Annotated in this window: 11 protein-coding genes; 1 reads left to right on the top strand and 10 read right to left on the bottom strand. The window is 37.3% G+C overall.

Going from position 1 to position 13,635, the window contains the following annotated elements; all coding sequences use genetic code 11:
* From NTZ27_10065 to NTZ27_10020, 10 genes are all read right to left on the bottom strand, one after another.
* Entirely contained in the window at window positions 1-1,521 is a 1,521-nt protein-coding gene (locus NTZ27_10065; GenBank protein ID MCX6175085.1) for a DUF4118 domain-containing protein, read from the bottom strand.
* A 50-nt stretch (window positions 1,522-1,571) separates the two neighbouring features.
* Window positions 1,572-3,605, bottom strand: coding sequence for a DUF4118 domain-containing protein (locus tag NTZ27_10060; GenBank protein MCX6175084.1), 2,034 nt, complete (start codon window positions 3,603-3,605; stop codon window positions 1,572-1,574).
* A 4-nt stretch (window positions 3,606-3,609) separates the two neighbouring features.
* Window positions 3,610-4,185 (bottom strand): potassium-transporting ATPase subunit KdpC, encoded by a 576-nt coding sequence (gene kdpC, locus NTZ27_10055; protein MCX6175083.1) that lies wholly within the window; start codon window positions 4,183-4,185, stop codon window positions 3,610-3,612.
* A gap of 29 nt (window positions 4,186-4,214) precedes the next feature.
* The gene (gene kdpB / locus NTZ27_10050; GenBank protein MCX6175082.1) at window positions 4,215-6,311 is read right to left on the bottom strand and encodes a potassium-transporting ATPase subunit KdpB; all 2,097 of its coding nucleotides are present in this window, start codon (window positions 6,309-6,311) and stop codon (window positions 4,215-4,217) included.
* Between the two features lie 27 nt (window positions 6,312-6,338).
* Window positions 6,339-8,033 (bottom strand): potassium-transporting ATPase subunit KdpA, encoded by a 1,695-nt coding sequence (gene kdpA, locus NTZ27_10045; GenBank protein ID MCX6175081.1) that lies wholly within the window; start codon window positions 8,031-8,033, stop codon window positions 6,339-6,341.
* Between the two features lie 20 nt (window positions 8,034-8,053).
* Window positions 8,054-8,149 carry a K(+)-transporting ATPase subunit F gene (gene kdpF, locus NTZ27_10040; GenBank protein ID MCX6175080.1) on the bottom strand — a complete coding sequence of 32 codons (96 nt, stop codon included), beginning with the start codon at window positions 8,147-8,149 and terminating at the stop codon, window positions 8,054-8,056.
* Window positions 8,150-8,227: 78 nt separating this feature from the next.
* Window positions 8,228-9,613 (bottom strand): outer membrane beta-barrel protein, encoded by a 1,386-nt coding sequence (locus NTZ27_10035; GenBank protein ID MCX6175079.1) that lies wholly within the window; start codon window positions 9,611-9,613, stop codon window positions 8,228-8,230.
* A 51-nt stretch (window positions 9,614-9,664) separates the two neighbouring features.
* On the bottom strand, window positions 9,665-9,979 hold the full coding sequence (locus NTZ27_10030) for a hypothetical protein (protein MCX6175078.1): 315 nt from the start codon (window positions 9,977-9,979) through the stop codon (window positions 9,665-9,667).
* 171 nt (window positions 9,980-10,150) lie between these two features.
* On the bottom strand, window positions 10,151-10,579 hold the full coding sequence (locus NTZ27_10025; GenBank protein MCX6175077.1) for a SufE family protein: 429 nt from the start codon (window positions 10,577-10,579) through the stop codon (window positions 10,151-10,153).
* A 44-nt stretch (window positions 10,580-10,623) separates the two neighbouring features.
* A complete protein-coding gene (locus NTZ27_10020; protein MCX6175076.1) occupies window positions 10,624-11,457 on the bottom strand; it encodes a DUF3078 domain-containing protein in 834 nt (277 codons plus the stop codon).
* A 162-nt stretch (window positions 11,458-11,619) separates the two neighbouring features.
* Between NTZ27_10020 and uvrB the strand changes: the two genes are divergently transcribed.
* Window positions 11,620-13,635 carry an excinuclease ABC subunit UvrB gene (gene uvrB, locus NTZ27_10015; protein MCX6175075.1) on the top strand — a complete coding sequence of 672 codons (2,016 nt, stop codon included), beginning with the start codon at window positions 11,620-11,622 and terminating at the stop codon, window positions 13,633-13,635.

Below are 13,635 nucleotides of genomic sequence, written 5' to 3'. Positions count from 1 at the left end.
TTAATTTTGCATCGGAATCTTTATAATAAATACCGCTCCGCCTTCTTTTCGATTCTTTGCAGTAATGCTTCCCGAATGTGCTTCAATAAATCCTTTTGCAATCGATAACCCTAAGCCGGTTCCACCGGTTTTTGTTCCGGGTATTCTATAAAATTTTTCGAATAATTTACTGAGAGTTTCTTCCACAAACCCAGGACCGTTATCCGATATCTCAATTAAACAAATATTTTTTTCCTCTTTTACGCTAATCTTGATCGTACTTTTCTCCGGAGTGTAAATTAATGAATTGTGCATAACATTAATCAAAGCTTGTTCAAGCAATCCGAAATCGAACTTAAATAGCGGGATATTCTCTTGAATATCGGTTTTAACCGTGTGATTAATTAATTCGTTACTCAATCTTTTCAAAACACTTTCAATAAGGTCTGTGATTTCGTTCCAATCTAATTTTAATTTCATCTGTCCGGATTCCAGACGTGTCATATCGAGCAAATTCTCCACAAGACGGTTTAATCTTTCGGCAGCTATATTTATTTCGTTTATCAGACGGGATAGAATAGTTTTGTTCTGTCTTATCTTTTCATCTTTGAATGAGCTAGTTGCACCAATAATAGTTGTAAGCGGGGTTTTCAATTCATGTGAGATAGAATCGAACAAAGTTTTGTAAAGTTTTTCAGATTCGGAAATTATTAATGATTTTTTTGATTCTTCATTTAAGTATTCTTTTTCAACAGCATTTGATATTTGAGCAATAAAAGCATTAAGAAGAATTTGCTGATCAGAACTTAAAGGATTAATACTTTTTATCTCAAGAACCCCGAGAGATTTATTTACGCTGAACAAAGGCATGTGCGTTATTTCTGACGACGGGAGCGTCTTGGTATATTTTCCCGCAGGCTGTCTATTAGTAAAAACCCAGTGAGCTATTTGCCAATCAGTTGCATTTATCTTGAAGAAGCTTAATTTATGTTCACTGCGCGATAATTCCTTGTCAGTACCGCAAAGTAAAATTGCAACATCTATATTAAAAGCATTGCTAATATTTTGGATCGCAATTTCTGCCACTTTATCTAAATTATATGCGGCAGATAATTCTTTCGAAAGTTTATATAGTGCATTAGTTCTTTCTTCCCGTTGTCTAACAAATTTTTCTTGCTTTCTTATTCTTGCAGATAGAACTCCGGTAACCATTGCAACAATAAAAAACATTATTAGCATCAATACATCTTCTATCTTCGAGATATCGAGTGTGAACTGGGGTGGGATAAAAAAATAGTTCCAACTGAAAGCACTAAGTGTTGCTGCAAAAAATATCGGTCCGGGTCCAAAATTAAATAACGGCAACAGAGAAATAGTCAAGAGGAAAATGAAAGAAACTGTTTGATATCCAATGTGAGTCTGGATAGTATAACAGATTACATTTAGAACGGCAATGATCAATAATGAAATTAGATACTGGTTCAAGCTGGATTGAAAAACAAATATTTTTTTTAATATCATTCTTGCGGATTTAATTTTCATGTCCTCAATCATATGAACATCAAATTCTATTCTTATGTGGAGTTATACTTTTATATCCAATTTGAAATTGCAATAGACGAAAGTTTCGATATCGTATTAATAAGATTCCTTTGCTCTAGTAAAATATCTTTATAATTAAATTTAAATCCTACAACACCGATTGTTCCACCGGAAGGAATAGAAATAGGAAGAAAGAACCAAAAAATCTCGGTTAAATTATTCGTACCGCATCCTGCAAGTAAATTTTTATTAAACGCCCAATCTGCAACTCCTAATTCTTTTGCATTCAGTTCGATACGGGAAGAACTCCTTGATAAAGTACGAAGATTATTTTTTTCATCTTTCAGCATCATAATGCAATCGGCTTTTACAACTTTACCGATATATTTGATAACGATTCTAGAAATCTCTTCCTGAATTGATGTTTTAATAACCTTTAAAATATTATCCGGCTGATTGTTTGACTTATCAAAATCTTTAAGAATTTCTTCATGCAAAGGAATGTTTAGAAGCTCTTTGCTCAGATCTTCAATCACGCTCAAGCTCTCTAATCTCATCCTTAATGCTGAATATTGATTCTTGGATTGATTTATTAATTGACTCACCAATGTAGAAACAACAAGGAAGATTAAAAGGCTTACAAAATGTTCCGGTCTGCTTATTGTAAAACTTAAACGCGGTTCAACAAAAAAATAATCGTAAAACAAAACGCTCATTAAAGAAGAAAAAATCGCAGGACCCAAACCATAAAATATTGCCGCTACTATCGGCGCAATAATAAAGATCATTTCAAAGGAGGGAAGAGAAAATAATTTTTCGAGGACGCTGACTGTTATGGTAACTGGAATAAGAATCAAAAAAGAATAAAGATAATTTTTGAAATTAAATTTCTTCTTGCCATGTCTCAATATTTCCGTACTTACGGAGGCATCGGTTTCAGAAAACGGTGTTATTAGCTGGACATCGAACGAACTTTGATCATACATCAGCTTAAATGTCGGAGATCGTTTCAAGAATTCATGTAACGGCGATTTTAGCGGTTTACCGATTAACACGCGTGTAATATTTTTATCTTTAGCAAAATTTATTATCTCATCGGCTATATCCGAGCCGGAAAGTGTAAATATTTTTCCGCCCAAGTTTTCGGCAAGGTTCAGTGCATCCGAAAGATATGCTTGTTCTTTCTGTGACAAATTTTTGAATTTAGGAATCGATACATATACCGCAAACCATTCTATTCCGGCATCATACGCTAAATTATATGCACGCCTAACAATCTGTTTTGAAAATGGACTCGGTGAAACACAAACCATTATCTTATCCGCAATATGCCATGGATTGTCTATGGATCTTGCTTTAACATAATGAAGAAGTTCGCTGTCTATTTTGGTTGCAACTTTTCTTAAAGTTATTTCTCTAAGAGCAGTAAGATTTCCTTTACGGAAGAAATTTTGAATCGCACGTTGTGCTTGTTCAGGTAAATAAACTTTTCCCTCTTTCAACCTTAATAACAATTCTTCAAGCGGAATATCTACTAATCTGATCTCATCGGCTTCATCCAATAAACTATCGGGAATTGTTTCCTGAACTCTTATTCCTGTAACCTGTTCGATAATATCGTTTTGGCTTTCGAAATGCTGGATATTAACCGTGGTCAAAACATCGATACCGCGTTCAAGAATTTCTTTTACATCCAAGTATCGTTTCGGATGGCGGCTTCCTGAAATATTTGTGTGGGCTAATTCATCTACAAGAACAATTTGCGGATTTCTATTTATGATTGCATCAATATCCATCTCCTCAAGCATCAAATCTCTATAAGGAAGTTTCCGTCTCGGCAGAACTTCAAGACCTTCGAGCAACGCGTTTGTTTCATCTCTTTTGTGTGTTTCAATGTATCCGATGACGGTATCCAACCCCCGTTTCTTGAGAGCATGTGCTTCAAGCAACATTGAATAAGTTTTACCAACACCGGGAGCGTAACCTAAAAATATTTTCAGCTTACCTTTTTTATTTTCATTACGCTTTATCTCGGCTAATAGCGCATCCGGGTCGGGTCTTCGATGTTCTTCGGTTTCTTTCATTACATCAATTCATTTTATCTAACTCTAAATTTAATAAAAGAATATTAACAACCGAATTGCCTAAAAAGCCGAACTGGGGTTTTTCCGTTAACGAATTAATTAATTGAATTAATTTTTCCTTTTTAGATTGATCAAAATTTCTGGCTTTGGCAACTCTTTCAACCTGCAGCATTGCCGATAAAGGTGAAATATGCGGATCCACACCACTTGCTGAAGCAAAAAACATTTCGTTTGGAATGATTGATGCGTCTTTGATCATATTTTTTTCTACAAAATTTTTCATTCTATCGTCGTACGACTTTTTTAATGCGGCGCTTGTAGGACCTAGGTTGCTGCCGCTGGAAGGCATAGGATTGTAATCGACCGCAGACGGGCGCGACCAGAAATATTTATCGCTCTCAAATTTTTGTCCTATTAACTCTGAACCGATTATTTTGCCGTCTTTTTTAATCAAGCTGCCGGATGCTTTACCGGGAAAGATTATAATTGAAATTAATGTGATGAATAGCGGGTAAATCAATCCGGTTACGATTGTAATAGCAACAAAATATTTTATGGTAATTAAAAGTTGTTTTTTCATATTATCTTCTCTTGAATTTTCAAATTTTATTAGACCAATTTAATTGCAGTTATGAACAAGTCTATTAATTTTATTCCGATGAACGGAACTATCAATCCTCCAACGCCATAGACCCAAATATTTTTTCTTAATATGGCCGCCGCACCAGCAGGTCTATATTTAACACCTTTCAATGCTAATGGAATTAAAAGAACAATTATTAATGCATTAAAAATAACAGCACTGAGAATAGCGCTTTGAGGTGTTGCAAGTTTCATTATGTTAAGAGCAGAGAGAGGACCGTCTGTAAAATGTGTTGCGTAAAGAAAAGTTGATATCGCCGGGATGATAGCAAAATATTTTGCAACATCGTTAGCAATGCTGAACGTTGTAAGAGCACCGCGTGTCATTAATAACTGCTTACCAATTTCTACAACTTCAATAAGTTTTGTCGGGTTGCTGTCGAGGTCAATCATGTTCCCAGCTTCGCGAGCGGCCTGCGTTCCGCTGTTCATAGCAATTCCGACATCGGCTTGTGCAAGTGCAGGTGCATCGTTTGTTCCGTCGCCGATCATGCCGACCATTCTGCCACCGGTCTGTTCTTCACGGATACGTTTTAGTTTATCTTCCGGTTTAGCCTCGGCAATAAAATCATCAACTCCTGCTTCTGCAGCAATTGCTGTTGCTGTAAGCGGATTATCGCCGGTAATCATAACAGTTTTGATACCCATCTTTCTTAACTGTGCAAATCGTTCTTTAATTCCACCTTTCACAATGTCTTTTAATTCAATTACACCGAGCACTTTAAAATTTTCTGCAACAACAAGAGGAGTAGAACCAGCTTTGGAAAATTCGTTTACGATCTGCTGAACATCCGAGTTAAATTTTCCGCCGTTACTTTCAACATATTTTTTTATTGCATCGGCGGAACCTTTGCGAATAATTCTTTTTGATTCACCATTCGAAGGATGAATATCCACACCGCTCATTCTCGTTTGAGCGCTGAACGGAATAAAATGTGCATCCAATTTTGAAATATCTCTTCCTCTCAAACCGAATTTTTCTTTAGCAAGAACTACAATAGATCTTCCTTCGGGCGTTTCGTCCGAAAGCGAAGAAAGCTGTGCCGCATCTGCTAATTTCTCTATTGGAACACTGTTAACTGGGACGAAGACTGAAGCCATTCTATTTCCCAATGTGATTGTACCGGTCTTATCAAGAAGAAGAACGTCTATATCACCTGCCGCTTCAACTGCTCTTCCGCTCATAGCGATTACATTATGACCGAGCAAACGATCCATTCCGCTGATTCCGATCGCACTTAATAAACCGCCGATTGTAGTAGGAATCAAACAAACTAAAAGTGCAACAAGTACTGGCACAGAAACAATATCACTAACATTCACAGAACCTGTCTGATGGTATTCAATAAAAACTCTTATAGTTAGAACGACAAGTAAAAATACCAGGTTGAATCCGGCGATAAGAGTTGACAATGCAATTTCGTTCGGAGTTTTTTTACGTTTTGCACTTTCAACAAGAGAAATCATTTTGTCTAAATAAGTTCCGCCCGGATCGGCAGTAATTCTAATAACTATTCTATCGCTGATAACTTTTGTTCCGCCGGTAACAACACTTCTATCACCGCCGCTTTCACGAATTACGGGAGCGGATTCACCGGTTAGAGCAGATTCATCAATACTTGCCGCACCTTCGATTACTTCTCCGTCGGAAGGAATAATATTTCCCGTTTCGCAGACAACAAGATCACCGATTCGAAGTTCAATTGCCGGCACATGTTTCTCTTCGCTGTTAACCAACTTTCTTGCAATCGTAAGAGTGCGGGTTTTCCGGAGATTTTCCGACTGTGCTTTTCCTCTTCCTTCGGCAACAGCTTCCGCAAAATTGGCAAACAGCACAGTGAACCAGAGCCAAATAATTATTTGCAGATTAAATCCGGAAAAACTGCCGATGAAAAGATTTTTAAAAAAGAATATTGTTGAAAGAAGAGCGCCCACTGCAACAATAAACATAACAGGATTCTTAACTAAGAATTTCGGATTCAATTTCTTGAAAGAATCTATTACCGCCTGGGTAATAATTTTTTTGTCGAAAAGTTTTCTGTTGATAGATTTATTTGAGTTCATTTTCATTTTCCTATTATTTCAATGCAGTTAAAAAGTAATTCCCTGTCCCATAAGCAGATGTTCGAGTATCGGGCCAAATGATAATGCCGGGAAGAAAGTTAAAGCTCCTACTATTAGAATAACGCCTATTAACAATATACCGAACAGTAAATTTTCCGTAGAGAGAGTTCCGGAAGATGTAGGCGTAATATTTTTTTTGACTAAACTTCCCGCAATAATCATTACAGGGATGAGCACACCGAATCTACCGACGAACATTGTTAGGGCTAACATTAAATTATAAAACGTTGTGTTTGCATTTAAACCGGCGAATGCGCTTCCGTTATTTCCCGCCGCCGAAGAAAAAGCGTAAAGTATTTCCGAATAACCGTGCGGGCCTGCATTAGCAAGACTTGATAATCCTGCAGTTGTTTTCATTGCAATTGCCGAAAAGAGAAGTATACATGCGCTTGGTAATAGTATTGCTACAATAGACCATTTCACTTCCCGCGATTCGATCTTCTTTCCTAAATATTCGGGAGTTCTTCCGATCATTAATCCCGCAATAAAAACAGTTAGAAATACAAAAAGTAAAATTCCATAAAGACCGCAGCCGTTACCGCCGAAAATTATTTCGCCGACTTCCATATTTATAAGAGCAATCATTCCAGCAAGCGGCGATAAACTACTGTGCATTGAATTAACTGAACCGTTTGATGCCGATGTTGTAGCAGTGGACCAAAGTACGCTGTTCATAACTCCGAAGCGGGTTTCTTTTCCTTCCATTAAACCGCCTGCGTGAAAGATCGGATTTGTTGAATACTCAGAATAAACCGAAACCGACAATCCCGCAACAAAAAGGAAAAGCATCACTCCGTAGATCACCCAAGCATGTTTTTTCGAGCCGATCATTCTACCGAATGTAAAGACCAAAGAAGCCGAGATTAAAAGTATTCCAAGCACTTGAATAAAATTTGAAAGTGGTGTAGGATTTTCAAACGGGAAAGCACTATTTGTGTTAAAGAATCCCCCGCCGTTTGTTCCTAACATTTTTATAGCGATCTGGGAAGCTGCCGGTCCTAAAGGAATAATTTGTTTAGCTCCTTCTAACATTGTTGCTTCTTTGTAAGAAGAAAAAGTTTGTACAACTCCTTGACTGACCAATAATAAAGCCCATATTATGGCTAGCGGTAATAGTATATAAATTGTTGAACGGGTTAAGTCCACCCAGAAATTTCCGAGTGTATTTCCTTTTCTTGTTTTCAATGCACGGACTAAAACCAACAAAACGGCAATTGCAGTTGCAGCGCTTACAAAATTTTGAACTGCTAATCCGATCATCTGAACAAAATAACCGAGCGTATTTTCACCGCCATAAGACTGCCAGTTGGTATTTGTTACGAAACTAACAGCAGTATTTATTGCAAGTGTTAGTTCGACATTGGGAAGTCCTTGCGGATTTAAGGGTAGATATGCTTGAAGAAGCTGGATCACTACCAAAAAAATTATTCCAAGTAAATTGAAAGCCATTAAAGCGAAAGTATAGACCTTCCAATCCATTTCTTCGGAAGGATTAATTTTTGAAAATTTATAAACTGCCGTTTCTATTTTCCCAAATATGGGAGTTAGAAAATTTTTCTCGCCTTTCAAAACTTTAGCAAAGAATCCGCCCAACAACGGTGCAAGTGCCGTTAAGACAACTATGTAAAAAATTAACTGAATTATTTCATGTGTTGTTATCATTGTTGATCACCTGACTGTTATTAAAATTTTTCGGGTTTAATTAGTGTGTAAATCACATACACAAAAAGAGCAAGTGCTACTATCAAGGTTAAAACGAGTTCAAATGTACTTTCCATTTATTCTCCAATAATAAAGTTTATTAAACTATTTTTCATATTCGATATAGTAAGGTACAAACTAATTTCTTTTACTCATCAAAAACGAACAAGCGTTGCAAAAATAATACGTGTTTCTGATTTCACGAGGTCAGGTTTCCAATCTATAGGAATTGGAGTATTATTATAACCATCGGGAGATGTAATACCACCTGGACCGGCAAAATATGGTATGTCTGTTTCGCGATGAACAATTTCTATGCGCCATGTCAAAAAATCATTTGGCATCCAATCAAGAGTGGTAGAACAATCCCACCCATGAAATTGGTCTCCAGGGTTTGCTGAGAATGGATGTGTTCCGGTTTGTCCTGAATTGATCGCTGGAATCGGATTCGCATCGCCTGTCGGGTAAAGTACTAAGTAGCGCCCAGGATTATTTATGAATCCACCGCCCACTGTCCAGCCTATATGATCGTTCGCCATCCAAAGACGATGGTAAATCATTCCGCTAATAAAATATTGTGCGGGACCATCAGATCCATTGCTTAAACCACTTACTCCGCCACCCTTTTCAAACCCCATATCACCGGTAATAGAAAACGCCCCGCGAGTTACAAAGCTTGTCGGATTATTATAATAGCGGAATTCAAAACTATTATCTGTGTGGAAACGAATTCGGTCAGGGTGACCCTGGGTATCAGTCCCGTAATAATTGTTTGAAAGCAATTGGATCTCCTCTTTAGGTCTCCACAAGATCTGAGCGCCAACACCAGGACCATTGTTAAATTTTGCGTACGATTGCCAACCGTTGATCAACCATAATTCTACCTTAAGACAATCTGTTGGAAAAGTTTGAATTCTAATTCCGTTAAAGAACCAGGGTGTATTATCAGATGTAAAGGAAGATTGATAAGCCCAGTTCTCAGCATTATAATAAGAGAAGAGGCCAACATACGACATGAAAATGCCGGCATCTACATTTATTCCATGCCATACATTAAAATGATAACCTGCATTTGCCTCACTAATATAGCGGTATGCATTTGCCAGATCGAATTGACCGTGAAGAACACTAAAATCGTTTCTCGGTACTACAGTTGCCCGTGTTCCTATTTGGAGTAATATTCTGCCGCGTACATTATCATAATGGAAATCACCGCCAATTGCTGCAACCGAGACTTCAAATTCATTATCACGGGCAAGCGCGGTTGAGCCCACAACAGTGTGGTCAACCGGATGATTACTTGATGCTGTATAATTCATATCAAGTAGAAATTGTCCTGTGAAGTATTTGCCGTCAAGTAAGACGGTGTGCCGTCTGTCGTTTCCATTGAGCCATGTAAAATCTCCCCACGCAAAAGGCTCTGCCACTGTTTCTATAGTTGTTGCTGTATCAATGGATTGTGAATAGACAACCGAATTATTCACTGCAATCCAGACTGATAAAATGAAATATATAGAGTATAAAGAAAATAATCTTTTCATGTTGTACCTATTTTATTAATAATGAGTTAATTGTTCGATTAGTAATTGCATCTAATTCTTATATATACTCCGAATAGCAAAGAATAAAATGTAAAGGGCAAATAAAACCATAAGTATAACACCGGGTATAAACAAAGTTAGATATGCAAGCGAAAATAAAAACGGCGTTATAGTTTTTAGGTCGTTAGGTATATCGGTAAAATATGATGCGTATTTATGGGGTTGCAGATAAGCCAGTATCGTTGAAATAATAATCCATATTCCATAAACAATAGATAACCATTTTATTTTCTTCGTGATGAAAAAATTCTTTAATTCGATCATTGATTTTTCTCTTGATAGATAATTTGTAAATATTAGATCCATCTTATTAAAATCCTTTTTTACGTGCGTAATAATAATGTAAGAGTTATAAAGCCGTTGCAAATATGTGAGTGAAAAGGATAAAGAAAATGTAAAGACGTTGCGTTTAGTTATGATTTTTCAGGTAATGTTTTTGGAAAGATTACAAATAAACATTAATGCCAAACAAGATAATTATTTTTTGTTCGCGAGAGTTTTAAATGCCACCGCATAAAGCTGGATCTGTTTCATCATAGCGCTTAAACCATTCTTGCGTGTAGGAGAAAGGTGATTATCAATTCCAATTTTTTTAATAAACTCCGGTCGCGAAGAAAGAATTTCATCCGGCGTGTGACTGGAATATATTCTGATCAGCAAAGCGACCAACCCCTTAACTATTGAAGCATCGCTGTCGGCCTCAAATATTATTTTACCCTCTTCAAGTTTTGCATTTATCCACACTTGGCTTTGGCAGCCGCTTAATTTGTATTTATCAGTTCGAATAGAAGGATCAATCTGCGCAAGAGTTTTTCCAAGACCGATGATATATTTATATTTTTCTTCCCAATCTGTAAACTGTTCGAACTCTTTTACTATTTGATCTTGTGTCTCTCGTATTGTCATTTTCAATTCTTGTTCTGATATTTTTAGGGGATGAAAAAAAATATTTATAACAATCTATAATTGATCCCGATTTGTAATCCCTCTTTCACCTGCGTTAACGGCGACTGCGCTTTTTCGTAAACAACCAGATAAGTAAAATTAACCGCAATGATTTTTGTGATTTGAGCCGAGATCATATTATCCAGACGGACGTCCCAAATATCTAAACTTTTGAACTGCGAGAATAATCTTATTTTGCTCTGAAATAAAATGTTATCAGCAAGTTTATAGTTTATGTCGGTAACAGATTCGACGCCGGTTTCAAATATAAACCCGTCAACCATATTAACCGGATCTGTGTATTCTTTGTGCGAGCTCGCGAAGATTTCCTGGAAACCGACACCAAGACGTGTAACAATATTCTGATATTTATCGTATGTAAAACCTATTGTTTGTGTAACGTAGCCAGGATCGAAGAAGTTAGAAGTCTCAACTTCTGGTGTTACTTTATAATTATAACCTTGTGCGACGGACGATCTAATGGAATTAGACACGAACGGACTGACTGCCCAGCCAAAATTGTAGATCGCGACATTTTCAATGTAAAGATCATTGTCGGTTGTTTTATAGATTGACGAACCAACTTTAGATCTTCCGTAGACAGCCTTAATTGAATTTTTGTATGACCAAATATCTCCGGCGAGATCATAATGAAAATCGCCAAAAACCATCCACGCGATTGAATTATCACCGCCCCGAACCCAATTTGTAAATGCAATTTGGTTTATTCCGGCGCTTACTACAAACGACGGAATCCATTTATTTTTAAGCGAGTCTGGCACCTGGCCGAATGTAAACGATGCCGAAATAAAAAGCAGTAATAATATTACCTTTTTCATTTTCTCAACCTGTGGTTATTTGATTTGAACATTACAAATGTACAAAAATATAACTGTTATTATTGAGCAGGCCCATCCGGAATTTTCCCACAACATTTTTTGTTTAGTTGAAAACCGATTTTATATATTTCCAGTTGCTCTTTCACGATCAGAATAAAGAATATGAATAAATTTGAGTTAGTTTCTAATTATCAACCGGCGGGCGATCAGCCCAAAGCAATTGCAGAATTGCTGGAAGGATTGAAGCGCGGAGCCAAGCATCAAGTTCTTTTGGGTGTTACCGGAAGCGGTAAAACTTATACAATGAGCAACATCATAAAAGAATATAACCGTCCAACGCTTATAATCTCTCACAATAAAACTCTTGCCGCACAGCTCTATTCGGAATTCAAATCATTTTTTCCGAACAACGCCGTAGAATTTTTTATCAGTTATTATGATTACTATCAGCCGGAAGCATACGTAGTTAAAAGAGATCTTTACATTGAGAAAGATTTTTCGGTGAACGAGGAAATAGACCGTCTCCGTCTCAAAGCAACAACATCATTAATAGAAGGTCGAAGTGATATAATTATCGTTGCAAGCGTCAGTTGTATTTATGGAATCGGCGCGCCGGATCAGTATGCAAAACAAATTATATTTTTAAAGAAAGGGCAATCAATAGAGCGTAAAAAACTTTTAAGAAGTTTGATAGAAATTTATTACACAAGGAACGATGCAGATTTTACACGCGGCACTTTCCGTGCACGCGGCGATGTTGTTGAAATTATCCCCGCTTATCAATATGAAGAAGCGGTCAGAATCGAATTCTGGGGAGACGAAATAGAAAGACTTTCTATAATAGATTCGATTACAGGGGACGTAATTAAAGAAGTTGAATCAATTCCGATATATCCCGCAAAGTATTTTGTTACTACGAAAGATCAGGTTAACAAAGCTATTGTTTCAATAGAAGAAGAATTAAGAGAGCAATTAAAATATTTTTGGTCGCAGGAAAAATATGTTGAAGCACAGCGGCTTGAACAGCGCACAAAGTTTGATATTGAAATGATGCGTGAGATCGGTTACTGTTCCGGAATAGAGAATTATTCCCGGCACATGGATGGAAGAGCGCCCGGTTCACGTCCTTCGTGTCTGTTCGATTATTTTCCGAAAGACTATCTATTAATAGTAGATGAATCTCACGCGACTATTCCGCAAATCCGTGGAATGTATAATGGCGACCGCTCAAGGAAGGAAGTTTTGGTTGAATACGGATTCCGCCTTCCATCTGCAATGGATAACCGCCCGCTGAAATTTGAAGAGTATGATGAATTGACAAACCAAGTTATTTATGTTAGCGCAACTCCGGCTGATTATGAATTTACGCGAACCAGTGGGTCGTTTGTTGAACAAGTCATTCGCCCGACTGGCTTGCTTGATCCAGAGATTGAAGTCCGACCGGTGAAAGGACAGATTGACGATCTGATTGGTGAAATTAGAAAACGCGTTATGCTTAAAGAGCGGATACTTGTAACAACACTTACAAAAAAAATGGCGGAAGATTTAACTGATTATCTCGACAAACTGAAAATAAAAGTCCGCTACATTCACAGTGAAGTTGAAGCGCTTGAACGCGTTGAAATTATCCGCGATCTGCGCATTGGTGATTTCGATGTTCTCGTTGGAGTGAATTTGCTGCGGGAAGGTTTGGACTTGCCGGAAGTTTCTCTTGTTGCCATTATAGATGCAGACAAAGAAGGATTTTTACGAAGCGAACGTTCTCTAATGCAAACCGCTGGAAGAACTGCGCGCAATGTTAACGGAAGAGTAATTATGTATGCAGATAAGGTTACGGAATCAATGCGTAAAACAATCGAAGAAACAATCCGGCGAAGAAAACTTCAAACCGAATACAACGAAGCAAACGGCATTACTCCAACAACAATTTACAAAAGCGTTGAAGAGATCATGAATGCAACATCAATTGCAGATGTACGTAAGAGAGATCTGGAAAAAGAAGATGCCACATTTCTGAAAGTCGCAGAGCCGGTTATTAGATATATGTCAAACGATCAACGTAAAGAATTACTTGATCAAATGACCGAAGAAATGCTTTCGGCTGCAAAAGATTTGGAATTTGAACGAGCGGCAAGTATGCGTGATGAAATTGAGAAGATGAAGAAGTTGATTAAGTGA

The sequence above is a fragment of the Ignavibacteriales bacterium genome, assembly GCA_026390775.1.
Taxonomy (GTDB): Bacteria; Bacteroidota; Ignavibacteria; order Ignavibacteriales; family Melioribacteraceae; genus Fen-1258.
The sequence above is the reverse complement of the archived record's forward strand: the minus strand, read 5'-3'. Positions and strand labels throughout refer to the sequence as shown.

What these genes read in the sequence shown, in the direction of transcription:
- NTZ27_10065 (MCX6175085.1), bottom strand. Translation starts at nt 1,521, where the DNA reads ATGAAAATTAAATCCGCAAGAATGATATTAAAAAAAATATTTGTTTTT.
- NTZ27_10025 (MCX6175077.1), bottom strand. Translation starts at nt 10,579, where the DNA reads ATGACAATACGAGAGACACAAGATCAAATAGTAAAAGAGTTCGAACAG.
- NTZ27_10035 (MCX6175079.1), bottom strand. Translation starts at nt 9,613, where the DNA reads ATGAAAAGATTATTTTCTTTATACTCTATATATTTCATTTTATCAGTC.
- uvrB (MCX6175075.1), top strand. Translation starts at nt 11,620, where the DNA reads ATGAATAAATTTGAGTTAGTTTCTAATTATCAACCGGCGGGCGATCAG.
- kdpA (MCX6175081.1), bottom strand. Translation starts at nt 8,033, where the DNA reads ATGATAACAACACATGAAATAATTCAGTTAATTTTTTACATAGTTGTC.
- kdpF (MCX6175080.1), bottom strand. Translation starts at nt 8,149, where the DNA reads ATGGAAAGTACATTTGAACTCGTTTTAACCTTGATAGTAGCACTTGCT.
- NTZ27_10060 (MCX6175084.1), bottom strand. Translation starts at nt 3,605, where the DNA reads ATGAAAGAAACCGAAGAACATCGAAGACCCGACCCGGATGCGCTATTA.
- NTZ27_10020 (MCX6175076.1), bottom strand. Translation starts at nt 11,457, where the DNA reads ATGAAAAAGGTAATATTATTACTGCTTTTTATTTCGGCATCGTTTACA.
- NTZ27_10030 (MCX6175078.1), bottom strand. Translation starts at nt 9,979, where the DNA reads ATGGATCTAATATTTACAAATTATCTATCAAGAGAAAAATCAATGATC.
- kdpC (MCX6175083.1), bottom strand. Translation starts at nt 4,185, where the DNA reads ATGAAAAAACAACTTTTAATTACCATAAAATATTTTGTTGCTATTACA.
- kdpB (MCX6175082.1), bottom strand. Translation starts at nt 6,311, where the DNA reads ATGAACTCAAATAAATCTATCAACAGAAAACTTTTCGACAAAAAAATT.